Consider the following 24,181-nt stretch of genomic DNA (forward strand, 5'->3'; position numbering starts at 1 on the left):
CTACCTGCCTACAAAGTGAAACAGATGTTAAATTGCCCGGAGGGTGAAAAGATGCTGAAGCTGATTGAGGACGCTATCGAAAGAACCTCCTCCGACCTTAACAAGGTTCCGGAGGCCCAGGCTCCGCAGACCGACATCGACGAGGAGCTTAGGAGGATTCTGGAGCAGATACAAGCTAAGATTTATGTTATTGGTGTTGGGGGTGCCGGCTGTAACACTATAAACAGAATGATGCAGGTCGGCATCCAGGGTGCGAAGGTTATCGCTATCAACACTGATGCTCAGGATCTCCTCAAGGTTAGAGCTCACAAGAAGATACTCATAGGTAAAGAACTTACCCGTGGTCTCGGTGCAGGAAACAACCCCAAGATGGGAGAGGAAGCTGCCAAGGAGAGCGAGAGAGAAATTCGCGACGCCCTTGAAGGTGCCGACATGGTCTTCATCACCTGTGGTCTCGGTGGCGGAACCGGTACTGGGGCCGCTCCAGTTGTTGCCGAAATAGCCAAGAAGATGGGCGCTCTCACCGTCTCAGTCGTTACCCTTCCATTCACCGTCGAGGGCATCAGGAGGATAAAGAACGCCGAGTACGGTCTCGAGAGGCTCAGGAAGAACAGCGACACCGTTATTGTCATCCCGAACGACAAGCTCATGGAGGTCGCTCCTAACCTGCCGATACACATGGCCTTCAAGGTCGCCGACGAGATACTCGTCCAGGCCGTCAAGGGCATTACTGAGCTCATCACCAAGCCAGGACTTGTTAACCTCGACTTCAACGACGTCAGGGCTGTCATGAAGGACGGCGGCGTTGCGATGATAGGTATTGGCGAGAGCGACAGCGAGAAGAGGGCCCTCGAAGCTGCCCAGCAGGCACTCAACAGCCCGCTTCTCGACGTTGACATAAGCGGTGCCAAGGGAGCGCTCATAAGCATAAGCGGAAGCGACGTCAAGCTCGAGGAGGCCCAGCAGATAATAGAGCTGGTCACGAGTAAACTCGACCCAGAGGCTCAGGTCATCTGGGGAATACAGCTTGACGAAGAACTCGGAAAGATGATAAGGATCCTCATCGTGGTTACTGGAGTCAGCTCCCCATACGCTGTCGCCGAGGAGGAGCCCACTTACTACGGTGAGGAGCCCGAGAGAAAAGTTATTAAACTCGACCTTGAGGAGCTTTGATAACCATTTCATTTTCAAAATTTAGAGGGGTGACGAGTGTGGCAACAACTACGGAAAAGCTTAAAAACTTCTTCGCGGAGTTGCGGAGGGTTTTACTGGTCACAAAAAAACCGGGCTGGAAAGAGTTTAAGATGGCTGCAAAGATTACCGGCATCGGAATGATTTTAATTGGCCTCATAGGCCTCGTAATCCGTATGATCGGCTACCTTATTACTGGCGCCTGAGCCAGCAACGGGTGATAGAGATGAGCGACGGCAGGATATTCACAGTGCGTGTCACAGTTGGTCAAGAAGAAACTACTGCCAAGCTGATATACAGCAAGATTAAAACATACAATCTCCCGGTCTATGCCATATTGGCTCCGTCAAAGGTGAAGGGATACATATTCGTCGAGGCCCCCAGCAAGAGCGCAGTCGATGAAGCCATCAAGGGTATAAGGCATGCTAAGGGTACCCTTCCGGGCGAGGTCAGGTTCGAGGAGATTGAGCACTTCCTCGAGGAGAAGCCAGCCGTTAGCGGCTTCGAGCCTGGCGACATAGTTGAGCTCATCGCTGGCCCGTTCAAGGGTGAAAAGGCTAAGGTTGTCAGGGTTGACGAAGCCAAGGACGAAATAGTCGTCGAGCTTATTGGTTCAATCGTCCCGATTCCGGTTACGGTGAGGGGCGAATACGTTAGACTTATAAGCAAACGCCAGAAGGAGTGAACGGACTCAGATAACTAGAGGTGAGAAAGATGCCGCAGGTTGTTGAGGTGCTCGTTGAGGGAGGAAAGGCTTCACCAGGTCCGCCACTCGGTCCCGCTATTGGTCCGCTCGGACTTAATGTTAAGCAGGTTGTTGACGAGATAAACAAGGCCACCAAGGACTTCGAGGGGATGCAGGTTCCAGTCAAGATCATCGTGGAGGATCCCAAGAAGAAGACCTTCCGCATTGAGGTTGGTGTTCCTCCAGTCAGCCAGCTAATCAAGAAGGAGCTTGGCATACCAAAGGGCTCCAGCGAGGCCGGTCACAGCCCAGTCGGAAACCTGACCATGGAGCAGGTCATCAGGATAGCTAAGGCCAAGATGGACCAGATGCTTGCCGCTGACCTCAAGGCTGCAGCCAAGGAGGTCATCGGTACAGCGCTCAGTATGGGTGTTACCGTCGAGGGCAAGGACCCTAGGGAAGTCCAGAAGGAGATTGACGAAGGCGTTTACGACGAGATTTTTGCGAACGCCGAAGAGTGAGGGAAAAGTTTAAAAATCCCTCTTTTTACGCATTTTTGACTTTTCGGTGCTTAAATCAAAAATGAAGGGAGGGCTGTAAATGGCCTTTGACAGGCAGAAATTCGTGGAAGCGGTGAAGGAGGCGAAGGCCCGGGCTAAGCCGCGTAACTTCACACAGACCGTCGAAGTGGCAGTCAACCTCAGGGATATAGACCTCCGCAAGCCGGAGAACAGGTTTAAGCTTGAGGTTGTGCTGCCCCACGGTCGTGGGAAGGAGCCCAAGATCGCGGTCATCGCTGATGGTGCCGTTGCCGAGGCGGCTAAAAAGCTCGGGCTGGATGTAATTAGTGGAGAGCAGCTTGAGGAACTTGCCAAGAGCCCGAGGCAGGCAAGGAAACTGGCAAAGAGCTACGACTTCTTCATTGCGGCAGCTCCGCTGATGCCGAAGATCGGTAGGTACCTCGGTAGGTACCTCGGTCCAAGGAACAAGATGCCGCAGGTCGTTCCACCGACCATGACCAACTTGGAGCCCATAGTTGCAAGGCTCAAGAAGACCGTCAGGATACAGCTCAAGAACAATCCGGTTGTGCACGCTCCGATAGGAACCGAGGACATGGACGATGAGAAGCTCGCTGAGAACGCTGAAGCAGTGCTCAATGCCATCATCAACAAGCTCGAGCGCGGAGAGAACCAAGTGAAGTCAGTGTACGTTAAGACCACCATGGGACCGGCCGTTAAGGTGGAGAGGTGAGGGAGATGGCCCACGTCGCTGAGTGGAAGAAGAAGGAAGTTGAAGAGCTCACCAACATCATCAAGAGCTATCCAGTGATAGCACTCGTTGACGTTGCCAATGTCCCAGCTTACCCGCTCTCAAAGATGCGTGAGAAGCTCAGGGGCAAGGCACTCCTCAGAGTCTCAAGGAACACACTCATTGAACTCGCCATAAAGAGGGCCGCCCAGGAGCTTGGAAAGCCAGAGCTTGAGAAGCTCATTGACCACATCCAGGGTGGAGCTGGAATCCTCGCCACCGAGATGAACCCGTTCAAGCTCTACAAGCTCCTTGAGGAGAGCAAGACTCCTGCTCCGGCCAAGCCAGGTGTGCCGGTTCCAAGGGACGTCGTTATACCAGCCGGTCCGACCTCGATCTCACCGGGTCCGCTCGTCGGTGAGATGCAGGCTCTTGGTATACCCGCGAGAATCGAGAAGGGTAAGGTCAGCATCCAGAAGGACTACACCGTGCTCAAGGCTGGTGAGGTCATAACCGAGCAGCTCGCGAGGATCCTTAACGCTCTTGGCATCGAGCCCCTTGAGGTTGGTCTCAACCTGCTCGCTGCCTACGAGGACGGAATTGTCTACACTCCGGAAGTCCTCGCTATCGACGAGGAAGAGTACATCAACCTGCTCCAGCAGGCTTACATGCACGCATTCAACCTGTCCGTCAACACTGCCTACCCGACCAGCCAGACCATCGAGGCCATCATCCAGAAGGCCTACCTTGGAGCCAAGAACGTTGCAGTCGAGGCTGGCTATATTACCCCAGAGACCGTCGAGGACATCTTTGGCAGAGCTCTGCGCGCTGTCCTGCTCATAGCCCAGAACCTGCCTGAGGAGCTACTCGACGAGAAGACCAAAGAGCTTTTAAACCAACAGGCACAAATAGCCGTTGCAACTCAGCCTCAGCAGGAGGAGAAGGTTGAGGAGGCTGAGGAAGAGGAGGAAGAAGAGGAAGCCTCCGAGGAGGACGCGCTCGCTGGACTGGGCGCGCTCTTCGGCTGAACTTTCCATTTCCCTCGTATCCCTGAATAAAACCGTGTGAAAAAATGAAGATGATTGGAGGTGCGAAAAATGGAGTACGTGTATGCCGCTCTGCTGCTCCACGCCGCTGGTAAGGAGATAACTGAGGAGAACCTCAAGGCCGTCCTTGAGGCTGCTGGAGTCAGCCCGGATGAGGCCAGGATAAAGGCTCTCGTTGCCGCCCTTGAGGGCGTCAACATCGACGAGGTCATCGAGAAGGCCGCCATGCCGGTTGCCGCCCCGGTCGCCGTTGCCGCTGCTCCAGCTGCTGGCGCCGAGGCCGCTCCGGCTGAGGAGGAAGAGGAGGAAGAAGAGGAGGAGGCCAGCGAGGAGGAGGCCCTCGCTGGACTCGGTGCCCTCTTCGGCTGAACTCCCTTCCTCTTTTGTCCGCCCTCGGGCGGACATCTCAAAACTTTTCTTCGCGATTCTTAATGATCCAGAACGCAGTCCATATCCGTTTGTATCTACCTGGGTCGAGCTTTCTCCTGAGCATCTCAAGGAACGCCACCAAGGCCAGGAAAAACACGATCGTGACGAGGGCCTTTTCGGTGAAACCATTAAGGCTTGTAACGACGTTTATCCACACCACCCCACCGAACCACATCGTCAGGAACTCGATAATCTCATAAATGGCAACTTTTCTGGGTAGGGTCTCCATCTTCCAGAGGGCGATGCCAGCCATCAGGGAAAAGAGTCCTACAATGCCGAGTATCACCGTCACCGCGTCAATTGTCTCTGCCCCATACCTGCCCGCGAGAACTGGATAAAGCGAAAACGCCGGAGCGAGGGCAAAGAACCCCACTATCGCCAGGGCGCTTACCGCGAGCGGTGCTACGCTCTTCCTCATGTCCTCCACCAGATTAACATCGGGCATGGTAACCTAAAAGATTTTCGAAAAAGACCGCAAGGTTTATCTTTGGCCGTTATGAACCACCATCGTGGGCCCGTGGCCTAGGGGATATGGCGCCGGCCTTCGGAGCCGGTAGTCGCGGGTTCAAATCCCGCCGGGCCCGCCATAGCAACCCTTTGCTTCGCAAAGCGTTGACGGAAAAATTGCGTGCGATTCTGACGTGCTTGATTCTCGAGGGGGTTTGCTCTTCAATTGTTGGTTTTACAGTGTTTCACTGCGAGAATAACGCCCAAAGGGCGTTAAGAAAAAAAGTAAAACCTTACCCACTCATGTTTTTGCAGTTAAACCCTCATTTGAGGGCGAGTTTTAGAGTGCACGCTTTTTCCAAGAGCCTGCTCGCTTGCCCGACGTCGAACTCTGCTCGACGCAGGGAACAACAGTCCCGCGGAGTTTGATCAAGGTCGTGGCTCCTTGCGTGAACTCCAGTTTGTCAAATTTTCCTAGTGCCAACCCCTATTTAATGGGGAGAATCTATTATATGGCCGTTTCCCGGGGGTTTACACTTTCTCGACGCACTCGGGCACCTAACTCCAAAGTTAAACCCTATCTCAAAAGCTAAACTCCCGTGATTCTCCCTTACTAAACCGCAAGATTCAATTGGAAAACACTGCGAATTGGACAGGCTAGCAAAGAGCCACGAACTTTGATGAAACTTTGTCCCGCAAAGTCTCTGTGGTCAGCTTTTTAAGCACTTCCTCGTTTAACCTTGGGGTGATTAATGTGATGCTCCCGGACTGGAAAATTAGAAAGGAGATTCTAATCGAGCCCTTCAACGAGAAATCCCTTCAGCCGGCCGGCTACGACTTAAGGGTTGGAAAGGAGGCAATGGTGAACGGAGAGTTCATAGACGTTGAGAGGGAAGGGAAGGTTGTAATCCCTCCCAAGAACTATGCTCTCATTCTAACGCTTGAGAGGATAAAGCTCCCCGATGACGTCATGGGTGACATGAAGCTCAGGAGCAGTCTCGCAAGAGAAGGACTGATGGGCTCCTTCGCCTGGGTAGATCCCGGCTGGGATGGCAACCTCACCCTCGGAATCTTTAACGCCTCTGACGAACCGGTTGAGCTGGCTTACGGAGAACGCTTTGTTCAGATAGCGTTCATCCGGCTTGAAGGGTCTGCAAAGAACCCGTACAGGGGCAACTATCAGGGAAGCCAGCATTTAGCGCTGTCGAAGAGGAGGAAAAAGTGAGACTTATGAAATCAGGCTCAACACTTTGCCCTATTCTATTTCTTGTGCCATTCAAGCACAACTAATGAACAAATAAATTTTTCCCGAGAACTTTAGGGCCATTAAAAAGTGTACTGGGGAACTATAGCTTCTCAAAGGCATCATCTGGGTAATGCCTCCTATTGAGCACTGTGCTTTTAACTGGTTATCTATCTTCCTCAAGGTTCACGAGAAAATCAATCTCGTCAAGTTGGTTGCGTCTAAGGGCGCAGTAGGCATCTAATCGACGTAGATGGCCCCGTTTACCGAAAGGTTTATATATCTCCAATCGCCTAGAAAATAGTGAAAAACCTTTCCTGGAGGTGTTGTGGATGGCTGAGTTGCCGATTGCCCCGATTGACAGGCTGATTAGAAAGGCCGGTGCTGAGAGGGTCAGCGAGGAGGCTGCCAAGGTCCTCGCCGAGTACCTCGAGGAGTACGCTATGGATCTTGCTAAGAGAGCCGCCGAGTTCGCCAGGCACGCTGGCAGGAAGACCGTCAAGGCCGAGGACATCAAGCTCGCTATCAAGACCTGAAGGTCTTTCTCTCTTCTTGCTTTTGTAACTCATCAGCTTTTTAAACCGCTCTTCTGATTGTTCATCATGCAGGAGATAGCCGTTAGAATGACCAGGCGCAACCACAATGCCTTTGTTCACCTCCTCGGAGCCCTAGAGAGTCAAGGTTTTGATCTCGGAGAAATGTTAATAACGAAGGACTTCAACGAAATTTTGAAGGCCAGACCAAAGGTCGTTCTCTACTCGTTCTTCACGGAGGAAATATGGGGGAGTCTTCCTCAGGAGGTCCGGCTTCTCAAGGAAAGGGGTGTGCTGTTAATAGCCGGTGGATACCATGCTATAGCCATGCCTAAACATACCCTAGATCAGCTTGGTTTCGATATAGCAGTCATTGGCGAGGGGGAGGAGGTTCTGTATCATCTTCTGAAGACGCTCAAAAGAACGAACTACAAAATCACCAGGGAGCTCCTCAACATTACTGGTCTTGCTTTCTACCTCAATGGCGAGTTCGTCTTTACCGGATTCTCCAAGGTTGAGGACTTCTGGCGATTTCCACCGTATCCAGAAAGCGTTCGTCTTATCTCGCCGATAGAAATAACCCGTGGCTGCCCCTTCGGCTGCTATTACTGTCAGACCCCATACATAAAAGGCCTCCGCATGAGGCACAGGCCGATAGACCAGATAGTGAAGTACTCTCGCCGGATGAAGGACATGCGCTACATAACGCCAAACGCATTCGCCTACGGAAGTCCTGGGGCAATACTCAAAATCAATAAGCTTGAGGCCCTTCTCAAGGCCCTTCAGCCCCTAAGGAAGGAAGGCCGGAGGCTTTTCTACGGCACGTTTCCCAGTGAGGTCAGGCCGGAGTTCGTCCTCCCAGAGACTTTGGAACTCCTGATTGATTATGCTGATAATAGACGCTTGGCTATCGGCGCTCAGAGCGGTGACGACGCAATGCTGAGAGCCATGCACAGGATCCACAAAGTGGAGCACGTCCAAAAGGCCGTTGAGTATATGCTGGAGTACGGCTTCGAGCCTGTGGTTGATTTCATCGTTGGCCTGCCGAACGAGACGCCTGAAAGCCAGAGGAAGAGCATCGAGCTTATGGAGTGGATCATTAAGAAGGGCGGCAAGGTCAGAGCACACTACTTCATGCCCCTTCCAGGAACCCCGTGGGCACGGTGCAAGCCTTCACCTCTGAGTGAGGAGATGAAGAAATTTCTGGGCAGGATGGCAGCAAAGGGCAAGATAGAGGGGTCGTGGGGCAAGCAGATTGAGCTCTCAAGAAAGCTCCAGAATCTTATGGATGAGTTTTACGAGGAACCTATGAGCTACATTGGAACCGTGCGGAAGGTTTGCTGAAATAGACAGAAAAGCGTCAAAAATTATCCAATAAACTTATAACCCCATTCGTTCGTTATCAGCACGACGGCAACATGTACGCCGAAAACTATAAAAGATTCGAGGAGCTTATAGACAAACTGCGAGAGTTTGAAGGGGCCATCATAGTTGAGGGCCCGCGAGACGAGGTGGCTCTGAGAAATTTGGGGGTCAGGGCGGAGATAATAAGACTTTCACGCCTCCCACTATCAGAAATCGCGCTCATCGCGTCATCATATGGAGAGGTCATGATACTTACAGACTTCGACAGAAAGGGCGAAGAGCTTGCAAGGAAGCTCCTCCGCTATCTGGAGGGGTATCCCTGCAGAGTCGATTCAGAGACGCGGAAGGAGCTCAAAAGGATAGCAAAGAAGGACATTAAGGGGATTGAGGACCTCTATGGCCTCTATCTTAAGGTCATCTCCGTTTCTGACCCCCACTTGGAGGGAATTCGATGAAGAGGAAAAAGACAGTGCTTCACCACATTTTAGCTGAAAAGCAGAAGTTTGAAAAACGGAAAGAGGGTGGTAGTATGTCAGCCAAAGATGAATTTGGAACGACCAAATATGTAATCTATGCCGAGTTTGAAGCAAACGGAATTGTTGAAAGGCCCGACGTTGTTGGTGCTATTTTTGGTCAGACTGAAGGTCTTCTTGGTGACGATCTGGACTTAAGGGAGCTTCAAAAGACCGGAAGGATCGGAAGGATAAGGGTTGAGGTTCACGCAAAGGCTGGAAAGACCTACGGAACGATAACCGTTCCTTCGAGCCTTGATAGGGTTGAGACGGCCATTTTGGCGGCTGCTCTTGAGACGATAGACAGGGTCGGTCCAGCCGAGGCCAAGATAAAGGTTCTCCGCATAGAGGACGTCAGGGCAACCAAGAGGAAATATATTATCGAGAGGGCCAAGGAGATCCTCGAGACCCTGATGGAGCAGGAAATCCCAGAGACCCAGGAGCTCACAGAGGAAGTCAAGAAGGCCGTAAGGGCTAAGGAGCTCATAGAGTATGGGCCGGAGAAGCTTCCCGCCGGACCGCATGTACCGTTCTCTGATTCAATCATTGTCGTTGAGGGAAGGGCAGATGTACTAAACCTGCTCAAGCACGGCATAAAGAACGCCATAGCCGTCGAAGGCACCTCAGTTCCGGAGACCATAATAAAGCTCAGCAAGGAGCGCATCGTTACCGCCTTCACCGACGGCGATCGCGGTGGAGAGCTCATCCTTAAGGAGCTCCTTCAGGTCGCAGATGTTGACTACGTCGCCAGAGCACCAGAGGGCAAAGAAGTCGAGGAGCTCACCAAGAAGGAGATAGTGAAAGCACTTAGGAGCAAGGTGCCTGCTGAGCAGGTCATAACCGAGATATTCTACAAGGGTAGAAACTTCTACGAAGTCATAAAGGAGAAGGAAAGGGCCAAGAACGGCAGGGAGGAGAAGGTAAGGGAGGTCAAACCGCCAGCACCTGCACCAGCTCCAGCACCTGCACCAAAGCCAATAGAAAAGCCTGAGCCTAAGGAGAGGGAGGAGAAGATAGTCAAGCCGATTCAGCAGCCCAGGCCGAGCGAGCTGGACGAGTTCGGCGAGTTCATCGAAAAGGTCAAAAGCTCCAAAGACTCGATGGCGCTCCTACTCGACAAAGACAAGAGCGTCATAGCGGAAATACCCGTCAGAGAGCTCACCAACCAGCTCAAGGAAAGAAAGGACGTTTACGCTGTCGTCTTCAACGGCGTCATAACCCAGAGGCTCATCGACACAGTCAGCGAGAGCGGGGTAAAGTACCTTGTCGGGGCGAGGAAGTACAACGTCGTCAGAAGGCCTGTCAATCTCAAGATAGTGACCTTTGCGGAGTGAGCTCCGCACCTTCTTATTTCCCATCACAAAACTTTCAACTTTTTTGGGTAGAATCTTCTGGTGGTTCCATGGATGAGGGTCTTGAGCTGATGCTCTTTGGGAGTTTCGTTTCATTCTCTTTGGGATACTAATGAGCAATAACAGAGGCATGTTCTTCGGAATCCTCGGTTTAGCCATGGTGTTCCTGGAGATACTCCTGCCGCAAGAGAAACGGAAGGAAGAACCACGTTGCGAAGGGGAGTAACTTTATAACTCCTCCCTCCCTTCTTCTCCCGGTGAGGAGAATGAACGTGGAAGAGTTGATTATGAAGTACGCGCTCATCAATGCGATCAGCCACAAGGGTAAGGCCAACCCAAAGGCTGTGATAGGGAAGGTTCTCGGCGAGAACCCGGAACTTAGGCCCAAAGCAAAGGAGATAATCCCACTCGTCAACCAGATAGTGGAGCAGGTCAATGGAATGGACATCGAAGAACAGGAAGCAAAGCTGAAGGAGATTTATCCAGAGTTCTTCGAGGCAAAGAAGGAAAAGAAAGAGGAAAAGAAAGGCCTTCCGCCCCTCCCGAAGGCAGAGAAGGGTAAGGTGGTTACCCGTTTCGCCCCTAATCCTGACGGAGCATTCCACCTCGGTAACGCTCGTGCTGCTATCCTAAGCCACGAGTACGCAAGGCTCTACGGCGGCAAGTTCATCCTCCGCTTCGATGACACTGATCCAAAGGTCAAAAGACCCGAACCTAAGTTCTACGAGTGGATCATCGAAGACCTCAAGTGGCTTGGCTTCCAGATTGACGAAATCCACATAGCCAGCGACAGGCTTGAAATCTACTACAAGTACGCAGAAGAACTCATCAAGATGGGTAAGGCTTACGTCTGCACCTGCCCGCCGGAGAAGTTCCGCGAGCTGAGGGACAATGGAATCGCCTGCCCTCACAGGGAAGAGCCGGTAGAGGTTCAACTCGAGCGCTGGAGAAAGATGCTCAACGGCGAATATAAAGAAGGCGAAGCTGTGGTTAGAATAAAGACAGATCTTAAGCATCCGAACCCAGCCGTTCGCGACTGGCCCGCTCTTAGGATAATCGACAACCCGAGCCATCCAAGAACCGGTGATAAGTACCGCGTCTGGCCGCTTTACAACTTCGCCTCAGCCATAGACGACCATGAACTAGGCGTTACGCACATCTTCCGCGGTCAGGAGCACGCCGAGAACGAGACAAGACAGCGCTACATCTATGACTACTTTGGCTGGGAATATCCTGTCACCGTTCACCACGGCAGGCTCTCAATTGAGGGTGTTATTCTCAGCAAGTCTAAGACTAGAAAGGGAATAGATGAAGGCAAATACTTCGGCTGGGACGATCCAAGGCTTGGAACCATAAGGGCGCTCAAAAGGCGCGGTATAAGGCCGGAGGCTATAAGAGAGCTTATTATAGAAGTCGGCCTTAAGAGGAGCGACACGACGATAAGCTGGGACAATCTTGCTGCCATAAACAGGCGCATAGTCGAGCCAATAGCCAACCGTTACTTCTTCGTTGCCGACCCGATACCGATGTATATTGAAGGCTACGATGAAGAATTCGTGGCAGAGATACCGCTGCATCCGGATCATCCGGACAGGGGAGTCAGAAAGCTTAAGTTCGAGCCAGGCAGGCCCGTCTACGTTTCCAAGGATGATATGGAACTGTTCAAACCGGGTAGCTTCGTCCGTCTCAAGGATCTCTTCAATGTGGAAATCCTTGAAGTTTCAGAGGAAGGCATAAAAGCCAGGTTCCACAGTATTGAGTACGAAATCGCCAGAGAAAACCGCTGGAGGATGGTGCACTGGGTCACTGAAGGCAGGGCCTGTGGGGTTCTCATTCCGCAGGGCGACGAGCTGATAGTCAGAAAAGGCCTGCTCGAGAGTGACGCCAACGTCAAGGTTGATGACGTTGTCCAGTTTGAGCGTTTCGGCTTTGTAAGGATAGATGATGTGACACCCGAGAAAGTGGTGGCGATATTCGCCCACAAGTGACCTCTTCTTTTATTTTCCATGGCAAAACAAAAATAAGGATATGGGGCCTATTCAGGCCTTTTCGGGCACAAGTTTGTCGCCGAAGAGACCGAACAGAATCACTACCGCGGCAATGATTCCCGAGACAACGTAGACGCCGCCAGCCCTGAAGACTGCAAATAGGGCGTAGAGACCACCAACGAGGAACAGCACCGCTGCTATTCCAGCCATTGCGAGGGCTGAAGTTGATGGTTTTTCCTTGGAAGCCAGCACTGGATAGAGCTCAAAAATTGCCGTGAAGAACGTTGTCACACTCACTGCTTTGAGCACCATGTCTGCTGTTGATGGAGAGGAGTCTATTACGCCTATTGCAAGGGCCACAGCTACAAGATAGGCAGCAGCTTTATTCCTGCTCACCCTAAGGGTTGATTCAACTATCTGGAGACCGATCTCCGCAGTTGGCAGCAGACTGGTGATACCTGCAAAGAACGCAGAGATTCCTATGAGGAGTATCAGCGTCGGATAGTCCGCAAGGATGTGTGGCAGTTCGCCCATGAGCTGAATAGCACCTTCTTCACCACCATGGACATACTGGAGAAGCCTGTCAGGGGTGGTGGGAGCAATTGCATAGACAACAGTTATCGTTGATAGAATCCCGATGAAAAGCTGAACCAGGATTCCAACCCCAATGATTACCTTCGCGTTGAAGCGCTCGTTGATAAAGCTTCCGAGCATCAAGTAGAATGCAAATCCAAGTCCAACACCGTAGATTGCCCTTTCAGCGGCAGCTTTTATGAGGTCAAGTGTTATTGGGTGCCTTGCAACGAGCATGTGCTTGGCCATTGCCAGGTAGGTGGCACCCTCAGATATCTGTACCTTGAACGCAACCGTAGTTATTGTAACCGCGACGACAAATATCACAGAACCTATCGCCATGATTGCGAAGGTCTTCTCTTTAGCCCTAGTGAGGATAACGAAGGCTATAGCAAACATCAGTATCTTGGCTATGAGCCTGGCGACGGTTCCTGTTCCAAGAACCGGTGAGAGAACGGTCAGCATGGTGTTGGCGGTGTAGTACGAGAGGAACATTGCAATGGCAGCGAAGATTGAGAGCACCATAGCGGGCCGTTTTGAGACTTTGTTGTAGAGTTCAACGAAGTAGTAGCCGGATTTCATGACGGTCTCAGCCTCGAGTATTGCGACATACGTTAGTATTGCAAGGAATACTAAGTGCACAACCATTCCAGTCAAACCGTACTGGAGCCAGAACTGCGGGAATAGACCGATGCTACCTGCTCCAGTGGCGAATCCGGCAACAAGGAATATCAGGTATATTGTCCACTTCTTAATTTCATCCATGGTTTCACCCCCTGGTTTGTATATCCCACAATGGACGTTTGAGGTTAAAAATATGACTTCCCACGAGGAACGTCTAAAAGTTCTTACTTCTAGTTTATGGAGTAAATTTTGCCAAAAATGAAACAATGGGGAAGACTCACTCAAAGAAACCTCTCCACTTCACCAATCCGAGCAAGAACCGGTGGGGTAGCTTTTCGTGGTGGGGGTAAATCCTTATCGCATAGTTCCAGCAGGAATTACCGAGGTGCCTCAGAGCACTTCCCTCATAGGTGTAGAGCCACCTCCCACCCCCGAGCTCCTTTGGATGCCTCAGCTCAACGATATGCGGTTTCTCTATGCGTTGCTCCTCGGCATGGACGCCGTAGTAGAGCTCAAGACGGACGTCTTCGGGCTTAAGTTCATCGAGGTAGACGAGGATCTCAAGTCTGCTTCCATCTTTTATGGCTACACTTTCGATGCTCACGTTGTTCCATGCACTGATAACGCGGTCTTTCCATGCGGCCATCTCCTTGGCACCGGCGTAGTTACCCCTCGTGAGCCAGATGTAGTTACTCATAGCCTTGGAATAGAAACGATCCATGTATTCCTTGACCATCCTGTGAGTGCTGAAGCGCGGGGCTATGCTCTTGATGCTCTCCTTCATCATGTAAATCCATTTCCCGCGGTTGCCGTAGTAGGTTGGGATTATTTCCCTCTCCAGCAGATTGTAGAGGCTCTCTGCGTCCTTTATGTCGTCGGCTTCGGTCTCGGGCTCCGTACTCTCCTCTCCAATGATCCACCCGTTCCTGCCGTTGTAGCCTTCCACCCACCAGCCCTCGTAGATGCTCGCGTTGAGCACTCCGTTCAGCCCGGCTTTCATTCCACTCGTTCCGCTAGCTTCCATCGGCCTGCGCGGATTGTTGAGCCAGAGGTCAACTCCGGCCACCATGAGCCTTGCACTTCCCATATCGTAGTTCTCAAGGACGAATATCTTGCCCCTGAACTCGGGCATCTGAGAGGCCTCGTAGACTTTCTTTAGGAACTCTTTGCCGGCCTCGTCCATTGGATGGGCCTTTCCACCAAAGACTATGTAGACTGGCCTCTCTGGGTTGTTCAGAAGTCTCTTGAGCCTTTCAATATCCGTAAAGAGTAGGGTGGCGCGCTTGTAGGTCGCGAAGCGCCGGGCAAAGCCTATGATGAGCGCGTTCTCGTCTATCTCTGGCAGGGGATCATCTATTCCAAGCCTCTCGTTCCTCGCCCTAATCTTCCTCTTCAGTAGCTCTATGAACTCCCTCTTGGCCTTAAGATGGGCCTCCCAGAGCTCTTCATCGGGAATCCTCTCAATGGCGTACCACAGACCCTCGATGTTCGTGTGCTCGCGCCATGCCTTTCCGAGATAGCGGTCAAAGAGCTTTCTCATCTCGCTGTGAACCCAGGTCATGGTGTGTACGCCGTTGGTGATGCCCTCGATGGGTATCTCATCCAGCGGAACTCCGGGCCAAAGATTCTGCCACATGCGCTTGCTTACCTCGGCATGGAGCTTACTGACGCCGTTGACGTAGCTGGAAGTTCTTATGGCCAGTAAGGTCATGTTGATTTCATCCCTCTCACGGCCGAGCTCCAGGAGTCTCTCGTCCTTATCCTCAAGGAACTTGGCGAGCCTCTTCCTGACCTCCTCAATTGGGAAGCGATCGTGGCCCGCTGGAACTGGGGTGTGCGTGGTGAAAACCGTAGTCCCTCTGACAATACTCAACGCCTCGGTAAAGGTCAACCCTTCATCCATGTACCAGGCTATCCTCTGAAGGTTAGCAAAGGCTGGATGCCCCTCGTTGAGGTGGACAACGCCGGGTTCAATGCCCAAAGCTTTAAGCAGGCGCATTCCACCGATTCCTAGAAGTATCTCCTGCTTTATGCGCTTGTCTATCTCGGCATTGTAGAGGTAGTCGCATATGGTTCTGTCGTCCGCGCTGTTCTCGGGAACGTCGGTGTCCAGTAGATATATCTTCACCCTTCCAACCTCAACCTCCGAGGCCCTCGCGTAAACGATTCTGTCCTCTATGGGGACCTCTATAAGGAGTGGCTTTCCATCCTTCCCGAGAACCGGTTTTATCGGCATCTCCTCTGGCCTGTACTCTGGGAAGATCTCGATCTGTCTTCCGTCTCTGTCTATCTCCTGCTTGAAGTAGCCGTGCTTATAGAGCAGACCTATTGCTATGAAAGGCAGGCCAAGGTCACTGGCGGTCTTCACGTGGTCACCAGCGAGTATCCCCAGACCACCAGAGTATATGGGCAGAGTCCTGCTTATGCCGTACTCCATGCAGAGATACACTATGGGCTTGTCCCACTTGGGGTAGTTGGTTGAGAACCAGGTCGAATCTGGATTCATATAATCCCGGAATTGTTCCATAACGAGCTCGTAGAGGTTCATGAAGTCGTCGTCCTTCAGAAGCTCCTCGAGGCGCTCCTCGGAAACGTCGAGAAGGAGCTTAACCGGATTCTTGTGTTCCCTCCAGTGTACCGGGTCAATATACTCCCAGAGCCTCGTTGCCCTCCTGTTCCAGCTCCACCAGTAGTTGTAGGCCAGATCAGCCAAATCCTTGATGGGATGGGGAAGCTTCTCCCTGATTAAATCGTGGGTGGGAGTTTCAACGTCGGCCATGGCGACCACCTATGTATCATTTTCGGTGATACTATGTGGAGAGTGGGGTTAAAAAGGGTTTTGGGAGTACCCAGAAAAGTGCACCCGGAGAAGGAAAAGAAGAGAAGGGCTCATGCCTTCTCAAGCTGGAAGGGGCTGATATAGTCACCGTACTTTTCCCTGGCCTCGAGCAGCCTCTTCCTCTCCTCCTCGAGAACCTGGAAGAGCTCCTCCGGAGCTTCCTTAACCTGTTCGCGGTAGATCTTCTCGATACGTTCTATCTTCGCCAGAAGTTCCGGAACCCTAATGGTGAACTGCTTCTCGTAGTCCTCCCTGCTGTAGTCCTTGTTGAGAACCTCCCTGAAGAGCCTTGCTAAGTCCCCATACTTCGGGATGTAGCCTATGGGAGTATCTATGGCATCGACGTCGCCGTGAACGCGGAGCTCCATCCACTTGAGCCAGACTGCCTTGTCGAGCTTATGGTTGAGCCAGTTGCCGTCCTCATCGCGGAGGAAGTAGTTCACCGCGAATATCTTGGGGGCTTTTCTGAGCTTCTTCTCGAACTCAAGGTAGTTCTCGATGTATTCGCCGAGGGGAACACTCATGAAGTCGAGTATAGCCATCGGGTTGAAGGCTCTAACTCCTTCCTTTCCAAGGGTTGCGGCGGTTGTCTCACTCTCAAGAGCAGCACCCATCGTTATGACGCCATGCTTCCAGTCGAAGGCTTCCCTGACTGGCGGCCATGTGTCCTTGTCCCTGCCTCCGAAGATCATGCCACCAACCTCGACGCCGCAGGGGGCCTCAAGCGCTTCAAGGTCAACATTCGGGAAGTGCTCAAGGCTGACTGTGAAGCGAGCGTTCTTGTGGCTCGGCGGAATCTCGTTTCCTTCGGCGTCTTTCTTTCCGCGCCACCACTCCCCGCTGTGGTTTTCACCCTCGCCTGGTATTGGTACGCCCATCTCGTTCCAGTAGGGCTTTCCGTCCTTGACGAGGACGTTGGAGAAGATTATCTCGACGGGCGAATGGAGAACCTGCCAGATTATCGGATCGTCTTCGGGATTGACGCCCTGGATTATGCCAAAGACACCCTTCTCGACGTTTGCTCCACGGGCTATTCCGTTCATGGGTACGATGAACGTCAAATCATCGCCGACGATGTTCTCCCAGGATATCATGGCGGTGGATGTCTTTCCGCACATGCTGGGATAAGCGCCGGTGAAGTAGGTCTTCCTGCCGTTGGGACCGTTTACTCCCATCAGGAACATGTGTTCGCTGAGCCAGCCCTCTCTAACGGCGCGCTGGATGGTGAGCCTGAAAGCGAGCTTCTTAAGGCCTATCGTGTTACCGCCGTACTGGGTGTTGACAGAGTAAACGGTCTCATCAACTAGGTCGATGTAGATACGCCTCTTATCGAGGTTCTTGCTCGTCTTCCTCTCGTCGAGCTCCCCAGCTGAGTGGACAAACTTGAAGAAGCGTGCGCTTCTTCCGAGACGTTTAAACTCTTCATAGCCCTTCCTGTAAAGGATGAACTCTGAGTGGGCTACATAAGCAGAATCCGTGAGCTGGACGGCAGGAATCGTGAAGACCGAGTTCTTCGGCCCAAGGACGAAGAAGCACACGAAGAGCTCCTTACCCCTCATAACTCCTTTCATCAGCTCGCGGATTTCCTTCAACCCCTCGTCCCTATCCTTAGTGTTGAGGAAGGGAATCTTCTTTCCACCAGGAACGAGGAGCTTAGTATTGGCCTTGTCGCGGGCCTGGTCGTAGTAGTTGTCGTAATGGACGGTGTGGTTCGGTGTCTCGAGAATCTTTTCCTCACCGTAGTAGAGCGCCTTCCAGCGGACGTAGAACTCGTCCTCTTCGTTGTCAGTACAGACGAAAACCTTGCTTGGTTCAAGCCACTCAATCCACTCCACCAAAAACTTGTGAAGCTCTGGATTGTCGATGGCTTTAATCTTCTCAAATTGCTCTTTATCGAGGAGCTTTTCAAGCCTTTCGAGGGCATTCATGTTATCGCCTCCAGAAAGAGTTGAACGATGTCTTAAATAGTTTATTTGGTAAACCTCGTTCATCAGTGTATTTATGAGTTCAGTCATGTCCCCGTACGCAGAGTATATCGACCTCTGGATAGTCCAGCGGTGCATGGAATGAAGGCAGTTATTCTGGCGGGGAAGGGAACTAGACTACTTCCGCTCACAGTCTACAGACCAAAGTCCATGATACCGTTCTTCAACAGGCTGCTGATGGAGTACACTTTCCAGAACCTCATCAAAGCCGGAGTTGAGGAGATATACATTCTCTTTGGCTATCTCAAGAAGCGCATCATGGAGTACTTCGGCGAGGGTAGTCAGTGAGGAGTTGAGATACACTAATCCAACGGCAAGAACGTCAAGCTTGAGACGGCAGGTGTGATAAAAAGGTGGTCACTCACATAGACGAGACATTTTTCGTCGTTTCCAGTGATGTGCTCACGAACCTTGACCTCAAGGCGCTCTACAATTACTACATCAGGAAAAGGGCCTCGCGACGATAGCACTGTCCAAAGTTGAAGATCCAACGCAGTATGGCGTAACCATAATAGACCACAACGGCTGAATCATTAGATTCGTCTGAGATAAGGGGCTTCGCCCTACTCGGGGATGATGTGGAAATCGGCAGAAACGTTAAAATAGAGCGTTTGGTGATATTATCAAATGTCACTCATAGATAAAGGTGTCGAGATTGAGGAAGTCATAATAGGCGAGAATGTTCACATAGGTAAGGGCGTGATTATCCAGTCCGGAAGCCTTATAGGTGATAACACGCTCATCGAAGACTTCGGCAAGATCTGCTCCAACGTTAAGGTTTGGGTGGAGTCGAGGATTGGTAGGGAAAGTATTATACTGCCTGACTGAGGTGGTGAATGTGGAAGTGTATTACTCCCAGAGGTTCAACCCCGAGGAGCTTGCCCTTCTTGGAAGGGCCATAGGAACGATATCCCACGGGACCATAATCGTCGGAAGGGACGGCAGAGCGATTTCCCGATACGGAAAGAGGGCAATGGTGGTCGGAATAGTCAGCACCGGCTCGACCATAATGGACGTCAGGCTCATTCCCCTCATAGCGCTCAAAGATTTTGCACACAGGAAGGGTCTTCCTCTGGCTTACGTCTACTACTACGGCGGCGTTAGGGTTTACGTCAGTGGCATAGACAGCGAGGAAATAAAAGCCATCCTCGAGAGCAAGAGCTTCATAGAAGCGCAGCCCAACGACATTGGCGCGACAGTCTATTATCCCAACGCTCTCGACGACTTCCTGCACGAAATATTCAAGCACTACAACTTCCGCGTTAAGGGCAAAGCCCTTGTGGATGCAATGAACACCCCCGCGGTGCTCTTCTTCCCACGGATAAGCGACCACTTCGGCTTCGAGGTCGAGCTGATAAACGACATGATGACGAGCTATTTACCGCCGAAACCGAAGGAGGTCTTCCTTCATAAGCTGAACAAGGGGGACTACGACTTTGGACTGCGCTTCAGGCCAGAAGGTGTCGTCGAGTTATACAAAGATGGCGAAGAGCTTGAGTTTAGCAGCATGTGGAAGCTCCTCGATCACATGAAGAAGAACCTTTGAGATTTTTTACTCTCTCTTTTAAAGCCTTTAAAAAATCCAAAGAGAAAAGCGTTAAAAGGGGAGTCCCTTATACCTCTCCCGTTCATTTTGGGGGTGGCACCTGTGGGAATGTTCATTGTCATTGAAGGCATCGATGGTGCAGGCAAATCAACTCAGGCAAGGCTTCTGGCGGAGTGGTTCAAAAAGAAAGGCTACGACGTTGTTCTGACGAAAGAGCCGACCGATACCGCCTTTGGAAAGCTCATCAGGAGGCTCGTCCTAACGGGTGGTAAGGAAGGTATAATAGATGGCGCTCGAATAAGCCACGAAGCAGAGGCGCTCCTCTTCGCGGCCGACAGGGCTGAACATGTCCATAAGCTGATAAAACCCTCCCTCAAGACAGGGAAGATCGTTATTTCAGATCGCTACTTCTACTCCTCACTCGCCTACCAATGGGCTCGCGGTCTCGATCTCGAGTGGCTGATTGACTTAAACCGCTTTGCCGTAAGGCCTGACCTCGTTATTCTGCTTGATTTGCCGGTCAAGGAGAGCATGAAGCGCATAAACGGCAGGAGCATAAAGACGGAGTTCGACAAGATAGCAGAGCTTCAGAAGAAGGTCAGGGAGAACTATCTCAAGCTCGCGGAGAGGTTCCCCGAGATGAGGATAGTGAACGCACTGGCAAGCGTGGAAGACATCCACAACGACATCGTGGCCCTGGTCGAGCACGAGCTCCTCAAGAGGTAAGGGGTCGGCCAGTGCCGATGTCATCATGTGCCGCACGGAGCGCGGTCTCAGACCGGTAAACGCTCCTCATCCCCCGCTTTTCTTCGGCGGATTCTTTTTAAACCTTGAGGCGAACTCTTCTCGGCCGATGACGAGCGTTAGCCACGCTGAGCGGTGAGGAAAAGAGGGTTAGCCGAGGCCACTTTTTCACGAGGAAAAGGTAAAAGAGGGTCAAAAGCTTCTCAAGCCATCCACTTCCTCAAAAACTCTTCCACTTTTGCCTTCCAATCCTCTGGATGGAACTTCAATGTTCTGACGTGTGGAGCATCTGTAACCCACAGCTCAACGTCGGGGTTGATTTTCCTGTTCCTCTCGTAGAACTCCCTAACCTCATCCACCATGACGAGTGGATCCTTTTCGCCGGCTATCAGTAGGAGTGGCTTTCTGATCCTGTCCGAGTATTTCAGCGGGTGAAACTCCCTGCCGCCGCTAAAGAGCTTTGTAAAAGGCTTGACGAAGATGTAGAGCCACTCAGGAAGGTTGGCGAAGTACCTGAGACCTCTCGCCCCTGTCTTGTCGAGATCCATCGGGGGTGAATCTGCAACACCGCAGCAGACTTCTTCAATCTCGGCTAGCGAGCGTATCGTCACTATGGCACCCATGGAGAATCCGACGAGGGCTATCTTCCCGGCCCTTTCCGGATGGTTTTCCTTGAGCCACCCAATGGCGGCTTTGATGTCGAGCAGTTCTCTGTCACCAACGGTCGTGTACTTTCCCTCGCTTCTTCCGTGAGCCCGGAAGTCGAAGGCAAGGACGTTGTAGCCCTCCACGAGGAGGAACTCGATAACCGGTTTCATATAGACGTCGTCCCATCTGCTCCTTGTGTAGCCGTGAAGAGGGATAACCGTTTTCTCGCTCCCATTGTCGATCCACCAGCCGCTGAGCTTCAGGCCGTCCTCAGTTGTGAACTCAACGTCCTCGTATTCGAAGCCAAAATCTCGGGGTGTCCAGTCTTCCACAAGCCGGGGGGGCTTCACCATCTTGTAGCCGACGAATGCGACGAAGAGAATAAAGAGGAAGATAAGGATCCCAAGGCCAATAAGCCAGCCCATGCTATCACCTCACTCTGATTCTGCTTTGCTGACCTCGAGGTTCCTCATGTGCCATATCATCGGCATGGCCAAGAGCACGAGGATTGCGCCTATCGGGAAGAGTATTCTGTAGTTCTCGCCGGCCAGATCAACTATGGCACCGCCGACTATTCCTGCCAGCAGCACCGGAAGGGAGCGCGTCGCCTCAAAGAAGCCATAGTATCTGCCAGTGAAGGCCTCTTTTTCATAGTGGGTAAGCAGATCGCCGATAACAGGGTAAGAGGCTGCCATCAGGATTCCCCAGCCGATTCCCGCTATTCCAAGGGCTATCACTATCTCCGTCTGGTTTGTTATGAACCAGCCCCAGAGCTGCGGTAGTGCAAAGATAACGCCGCCAAGGATTATGCTGAGCCTCCTGCCAAGCTTGTCGTAGATGAGACCTCCCGGGAGAGCACCTAGCAGAACAGTGACATTAAAGAGTGCCATGAGATAGAGACCGAGGGAGGTCACAGCTTTAACGTTCTCCTCGCTGGCCGAGCCGTGGAGGATGTACGCCAAGATACCGTAGAGGAAAATCGCTATGAACTCGAAGCTCATCCACCAGAGTGTCTGGGCCGCGTAGAACTTGAGGAAGTCACGGTTTTCGACGATGCTCTTGAGGTAATCCTTGAGGCTCTCGTTCTCCTCAATCTCCGGTGCTTCGGGCTCCTTAACGATGAAGTAAACGAAGAGGGCCGCACCTATGAGGAAGAAAGCCGTAACGAGGAATGGAACCTTGAGGTAGGGCGTCTGTGCAAGGGCCTTTATCCCTTCGCTCTCACCAGTTTCGGCCACGGCCTTTGCTATGAGGTAGCCGGCAAGGCCGAAGAGGAAGAGGTTGCCGGCCCATTCGAGGAGTGTGATAACTCCGCTGGCCTTACCCCTCTGACCGCTCTCGATGGTGTCGGGCATCAAAGCCCTATACTGTGCTGTGTAAAGGTGCATCGAGAGGTAGAAAAATCCCAGCGTCAGTGCGAAGCCCCAGAGTGGGACTCCCATGGCGTAGGCAGTGTAGATCATCAACGCGGCTATTCCTGCCAGAAGACCACCCACCATAATGAATGGCCTTCTCCTTCCGTGCCTTGATTTGAGCGTATCGCTGTAATAGCCGAGAAGAACGGGGATGAACAGACCGATGAAACCCTCGAAAGCCAAAATCGTTCCTTTCACAAAGGCCGATTGTGTGTAGCTCGAAAGCAGCGGGAAGGAGAGGCCCTTATTCAGTGCCCAGCCGACGCTCCTGCTGAATCCGAGCAGGGCCAGACCGAGAACAACACTCCAGCTGAAGCCTTTCCTGTTCATGGTTTCACCTCCTTATTTTGACACCTTTATGTTAAAATGGAGTTTTTACCTTTTCGGTTTGGCGGACTAAGGAAAAGTAAGAATAGAAAAGGGCTCAGTCCATATCGGGTACGTAGTCGTAGATGTTGCCCTTCCCCCTGACAATGTCTCCCCTTCTGACGAACTGCATGGCTATCATTGATAGTATGAAGAACAGCGTCGCGAAGGGCAATAGCGTTTTATATCCAGCCACGTCTATGAATACTCCGGAGAGGGGCGGTGCCACAAGGTTTGCAGCCTGGCTGAAGAAGTAGTAAAGACCCGTGTAGCCACCGAGCTTTTCTTCGGTAGTCATGTCGACAACCATCGGCAGGGAGTTGACGTTGACCATTGCCCAGCCTATGCCGCCGACGAAGAACAGTCCCATGAAGCTCATCACTACCGGGTCGTTGAGGGAGCTGCTGGCTGGCTTCGAGCTTTCACCGAGCTGGTAAGCTAAGAGCATTATAGCAACGACTATGAGAAGGCCAAGGGTTATTGTCCTCTTTCTTCCAAAGCGACCACCCATGAAACCGGCGGGAATGGCAAATATCATGAAGCTAAGCGAGAAGACCCCCAGCATGAAGGCTCCAGTGCTCTCATCAATTCTGAGGTGATACTTGGCGTAGCTCGTGAAGAAGGTCTCCAGAGAGTTGAAGGCGATGAACCAGAAGAATATCGCCACAAGGATTGCAAAGAGGCTCCTTTCCTTACTCGCGAAGACGTCCTTGAGGTTCTCCTTTAACTCGCCGGAGCTCTTTCTGGTTGTTTCCTTGAGAAGCTTCTTGAGCTCAAGCTTCTTCCCAGGGACGCGGTACTCCTCGGGCTCGGGGACAAAAAGGACCACGAGCAGGTTGGCAAGGAGCATTATCGCCGCACCAAGATAGAAGGGATAGGCGTAGTTCATATCATAAAGGGCTTTACCGCCGAAGTAAGCGAGCAGGGCACCAAGGCCGCCCATGAAGTTAATTATTCCATTCGCTTGACTTCTCTTTTCACTTGGCGTTATGTCCGGCATGAATGCTATGACCGGCGATCGGAAGAGGGCCATGAAGAAGTTCATGAATATAATAGTTCCCATAAAGAGGGCAAGGCTTTCGTATTCCCTGGCCACGGGAATGAGCGCGAACATAAGAGCGGCCGAAGGTGCACCGAGGAGAATGTAAGGCTTCCTCCTTCCGAGTTTGGTGCGCGTCATATCGCTTAAAGCCCCAAGGAAAGGGAGGAGCAAAACCGCGAATAGGTTGTCTATCGTCATGATAAAGCCAGTAACAGTCTTGCTGAGGTGGAATGTATCCTGCAGGAAAATCGGTACGTAAGCGTTGTAGAGAGCCCAGATGATGCTTATTCCAAAGAAGCCAAAACCAAGGATAAATATCCTGCTGTACCTGAAGTCTTTCATGTTCATCACCCATCTATT

Annotated in this window: 22 protein-coding genes, 1 tRNA gene and 1 pseudogene; 17 read left to right on the forward strand and 7 right to left on the reverse strand. The window is 51.9% G+C overall.

Features of this window, described 5'->3' with window-relative positions; translation table 11 throughout:
• Positions 1-51: 51 nt before the first annotated feature.
• From ftsZ to rpl12p, 7 genes are all read left to right on the forward strand, one after another.
• A complete protein-coding gene (gene ftsZ, locus TON_RS00925; protein ID WP_048055014.1) occupies positions 52-1,173 on the forward strand; it encodes a cell division protein FtsZ in 1,122 nt (373 codons plus the stop codon).
• A gap of 38 nt (positions 1,174-1,211) precedes the next feature.
• Complete coding sequence (locus TON_RS00930; RefSeq protein ID WP_012571135.1) at positions 1,212-1,397, forward strand: protein translocase SEC61 complex subunit gamma; 186 nt, start codon at positions 1,212-1,214, stop codon at positions 1,395-1,397.
• Positions 1,398-1,417: 20 nt separating this feature from the next.
• Positions 1,418-1,876, forward strand: coding sequence for a transcription elongation factor Spt5 (locus tag TON_RS00935; RefSeq protein WP_012571136.1), 459 nt, complete (start codon positions 1,418-1,420; stop codon positions 1,874-1,876).
• 29 nt (positions 1,877-1,905) lie between these two features.
• The gene (locus tag TON_RS00940) at positions 1,906-2,397 is read left to right on the forward strand and encodes a 50S ribosomal protein L11 (protein ID WP_012571137.1); all 492 of its coding nucleotides are present in this window, start codon (positions 1,906-1,908) and stop codon (positions 2,395-2,397) included.
• A 79-nt stretch (positions 2,398-2,476) separates the two neighbouring features.
• Entirely contained in the window at positions 2,477-3,127 is a 651-nt protein-coding gene (locus tag TON_RS00945) for a 50S ribosomal protein L1 (RefSeq protein ID WP_012571138.1), read from the forward strand.
• A gap of 5 nt (positions 3,128-3,132) precedes the next feature.
• On the forward strand, positions 3,133-4,152 hold the full coding sequence (locus TON_RS00950) for a 50S ribosomal protein L10 (RefSeq protein WP_012571139.1): 1,020 nt from the start codon (positions 3,133-3,135) through the stop codon (positions 4,150-4,152).
• Between the two features lie 69 nt (positions 4,153-4,221).
• Entirely contained in the window at positions 4,222-4,539 is a 318-nt protein-coding gene (gene rpl12p / locus TON_RS00955) for a 50S ribosomal protein P1 (protein ID WP_012571140.1), read from the forward strand.
• Between the two features lie 37 nt (positions 4,540-4,576).
• On the opposite strand, the gene TON_RS00960 is transcribed toward rpl12p, so the two are convergent.
• Positions 4,577-5,017 (reverse strand): hypothetical protein, encoded by a 441-nt coding sequence (locus tag TON_RS00960; protein WP_148202395.1) that lies wholly within the window; start codon positions 5,015-5,017, stop codon positions 4,577-4,579.
• Positions 5,018-5,110: 93 nt separating this feature from the next.
• Between TON_RS00960 and TON_RS00965 the strand changes: the two genes are divergently transcribed.
• From TON_RS00965 to TON_RS00995, 7 genes are all read left to right on the forward strand, one after another.
• A tRNA-Arg gene (locus TON_RS00965) sits at positions 5,111-5,186 on the forward strand.
• A gap of 614 nt (positions 5,187-5,800) precedes the next feature.
• A complete protein-coding gene (dcd, locus tag TON_RS00970) occupies positions 5,801-6,271 on the forward strand; it encodes a dCTP deaminase (protein WP_048055015.1) in 471 nt (156 codons plus the stop codon).
• 350 nt (positions 6,272-6,621) lie between these two features.
• On the forward strand, positions 6,622-6,825 hold the full coding sequence (gene hpkA / locus TON_RS00975; RefSeq protein ID WP_012571143.1) for an archaeal histone HpkA: 204 nt from the start codon (positions 6,622-6,624) through the stop codon (positions 6,823-6,825).
• Between the two features lie 66 nt (positions 6,826-6,891).
• Positions 6,892-8,166 (forward strand): TIGR04013 family B12-binding domain/radical SAM domain-containing protein, encoded by a 1,275-nt coding sequence (locus TON_RS00980; protein ID WP_012571144.1) that lies wholly within the window; start codon positions 6,892-6,894, stop codon positions 8,164-8,166.
• Between the two features lie 74 nt (positions 8,167-8,240).
• Entirely contained in the window at positions 8,241-8,642 is a 402-nt protein-coding gene (locus TON_RS00985; RefSeq protein WP_012571145.1) for a toprim domain-containing protein, read from the forward strand.
• A complete protein-coding gene (dnaG, locus tag TON_RS00990) occupies positions 8,639-10,033 on the forward strand; it encodes a DNA primase DnaG (protein WP_012571146.1) in 1,395 nt (464 codons plus the stop codon). Before TON_RS00985 ends, dnaG begins: the two co-directional genes overlap by 4 nt.
• Positions 10,034-10,317: 284 nt before the next feature.
• Entirely contained in the window at positions 10,318-12,039 is a 1,722-nt protein-coding gene (locus TON_RS00995) for a glutamate--tRNA ligase (protein WP_012571147.1), read from the forward strand.
• Positions 12,040-12,090: 51 nt separating this feature from the next.
• Here the strand turns inward: TON_RS00995 and TON_RS01000 are convergent, their stop codons facing one another.
• The 3 genes from TON_RS01000 to TON_RS01010 all read right to left on the reverse strand — a co-directional run bounded on the left by TON_RS01000 (position 12,091) and on the right by TON_RS01010 (position 18,003).
• Complete coding sequence (locus TON_RS01000; protein WP_012571148.1) at positions 12,091-13,377, reverse strand: sodium-dependent transporter; 1,287 nt, start codon at positions 13,375-13,377, stop codon at positions 12,091-12,093.
• A gap of 136 nt (positions 13,378-13,513) precedes the next feature.
• Positions 13,514-16,015 (reverse strand): maltodextrin phosphorylase, encoded by a 2,502-nt coding sequence (malP, locus tag TON_RS01005; RefSeq protein WP_012571149.1) that lies wholly within the window; start codon positions 16,013-16,015, stop codon positions 13,514-13,516.
• A 110-nt stretch (positions 16,016-16,125) separates the two neighbouring features.
• Positions 16,126-18,003: a phosphoenolpyruvate carboxykinase (GTP) gene (locus tag TON_RS01010; RefSeq protein ID WP_012571150.1), complete on the reverse strand. Its 1,878-nt coding sequence runs from the start codon at positions 18,001-18,003 to the stop codon at positions 16,126-16,128.
• Positions 18,004-18,141: 138 nt separating this feature from the next.
• Here TON_RS01010 and TON_RS01015 point away from each other — a divergent pair.
• The 3 genes and pseudogenes from TON_RS01015 (at position 18,142) to tmk (ending at position 20,332) form a co-directional block, all read left to right on the forward strand.
• Positions 18,142-18,888: pseudogene (locus TON_RS01015) on the forward strand (sugar phosphate nucleotidyltransferase).
• A gap of 10 nt (positions 18,889-18,898) precedes the next feature.
• Positions 18,899-19,606 carry a phosphohexomutase domain-containing protein gene (locus TON_RS01020; RefSeq protein WP_012571153.1) on the forward strand — a complete coding sequence of 236 codons (708 nt, stop codon included), beginning with the start codon at positions 18,899-18,901 and terminating at the stop codon, positions 19,604-19,606.
• 108 nt (positions 19,607-19,714) lie between these two features.
• Entirely contained in the window at positions 19,715-20,332 is a 618-nt protein-coding gene (tmk, locus tag TON_RS01025) for a dTMP kinase (protein WP_012571154.1), read from the forward strand.
• A 221-nt stretch (positions 20,333-20,553) separates the two neighbouring features.
• On the opposite strand, the gene TON_RS01030 is transcribed toward tmk, so the two are convergent.
• The 3 genes from TON_RS01030 to TON_RS01040 form a co-directional block, all read right to left on the reverse strand.
• Positions 20,554-21,423, reverse strand: a complete 870-nt coding sequence (locus tag TON_RS01030; protein ID WP_012571155.1) for an alpha/beta hydrolase — start codon at positions 21,421-21,423, stop codon at positions 20,554-20,556.
• Between the two features lie 9 nt (positions 21,424-21,432).
• Complete coding sequence (locus TON_RS01035) at positions 21,433-22,743, reverse strand: MFS transporter (RefSeq protein ID WP_012571156.1); 1,311 nt, start codon at positions 22,741-22,743, stop codon at positions 21,433-21,435.
• Positions 22,744-22,837: 94 nt separating this feature from the next.
• On the reverse strand, positions 22,838-24,163 hold the full coding sequence (locus TON_RS01040; protein WP_012571157.1) for an SLC45 family MFS transporter: 1,326 nt from the start codon (positions 24,161-24,163) through the stop codon (positions 22,838-22,840).
• Positions 24,164-24,181 lie beyond the last annotated feature (18 nt).

This window comes from Thermococcus onnurineus NA1, assembly GCF_000018365.1.
In the GTDB taxonomy this organism is placed as follows: Archaea; Methanobacteriota_B; Thermococci; order Thermococcales; family Thermococcaceae; genus Thermococcus; species Thermococcus onnurineus.

Coding starts and splice junctions, on each gene's coding strand:
- ftsZ (WP_048055014.1), top strand. CDS start 52: ATGCTGAAGCTGATTGAGGACGCTATCGAAAGAACCTCCTCCGACCTT.
- TON_RS00935 (WP_012571136.1), top strand. CDS start 1,418: ATGAGCGACGGCAGGATATTCACAGTGCGTGTCACAGTTGGTCAAGAA.
- TON_RS00940 (WP_012571137.1), top strand. CDS start 1,906: ATGCCGCAGGTTGTTGAGGTGCTCGTTGAGGGAGGAAAGGCTTCACCA.
- TON_RS00945 (WP_012571138.1), top strand. CDS start 2,477: ATGGCCTTTGACAGGCAGAAATTCGTGGAAGCGGTGAAGGAGGCGAAG.
- TON_RS00950 (WP_012571139.1), top strand. CDS start 3,133: ATGGCCCACGTCGCTGAGTGGAAGAAGAAGGAAGTTGAAGAGCTCACC.
- rpl12p (WP_012571140.1), top strand. CDS start 4,222: ATGGAGTACGTGTATGCCGCTCTGCTGCTCCACGCCGCTGGTAAGGAG.
- TON_RS00960 (WP_148202395.1), bottom strand. CDS start 5,017: ATGAGGAAGAGCGTAGCACCGCTCGCGGTAAGCGCCCTGGCGATAGTG.
- hpkA (WP_012571143.1), top strand. CDS start 6,622: ATGGCTGAGTTGCCGATTGCCCCGATTGACAGGCTGATTAGAAAGGCC.
- TON_RS00980 (WP_012571144.1), top strand. CDS start 6,892: ATGCAGGAGATAGCCGTTAGAATGACCAGGCGCAACCACAATGCCTTT.
- TON_RS00985 (WP_012571145.1), top strand. CDS start 8,241: ATGTACGCCGAAAACTATAAAAGATTCGAGGAGCTTATAGACAAACTG.
- dnaG (WP_012571146.1), top strand. CDS start 8,639: ATGAAGAGGAAAAAGACAGTGCTTCACCACATTTTAGCTGAAAAGCAG.
- TON_RS00995 (WP_012571147.1), top strand. CDS start 10,318: ATGAACGTGGAAGAGTTGATTATGAAGTACGCGCTCATCAATGCGATC.
- TON_RS01000 (WP_012571148.1), bottom strand. CDS start 13,377: ATGGATGAAATTAAGAAGTGGACAATATACCTGATATTCCTTGTTGCC.
- malP (WP_012571149.1), bottom strand. CDS start 16,015: ATGGCCGACGTTGAAACTCCCACCCACGATTTAATCAGGGAGAAGCTT.
- TON_RS01010 (WP_012571150.1), bottom strand. CDS start 18,003: ATGAATGCCCTCGAAAGGCTTGAAAAGCTCCTCGATAAAGAGCAATTT.
- tmk (WP_012571154.1), top strand. CDS start 19,715: ATGTTCATTGTCATTGAAGGCATCGATGGTGCAGGCAAATCAACTCAG.
- TON_RS01030 (WP_012571155.1), bottom strand. CDS start 21,423: ATGGGCTGGCTTATTGGCCTTGGGATCCTTATCTTCCTCTTTATTCTC.
- TON_RS01035 (WP_012571156.1), bottom strand. CDS start 22,743: ATGAACAGGAAAGGCTTCAGCTGGAGTGTTGTTCTCGGTCTGGCCCTG.
- TON_RS01040 (WP_012571157.1), bottom strand. CDS start 24,163: ATGAAAGACTTCAGGTACAGCAGGATATTTATCCTTGGTTTTGGCTTC.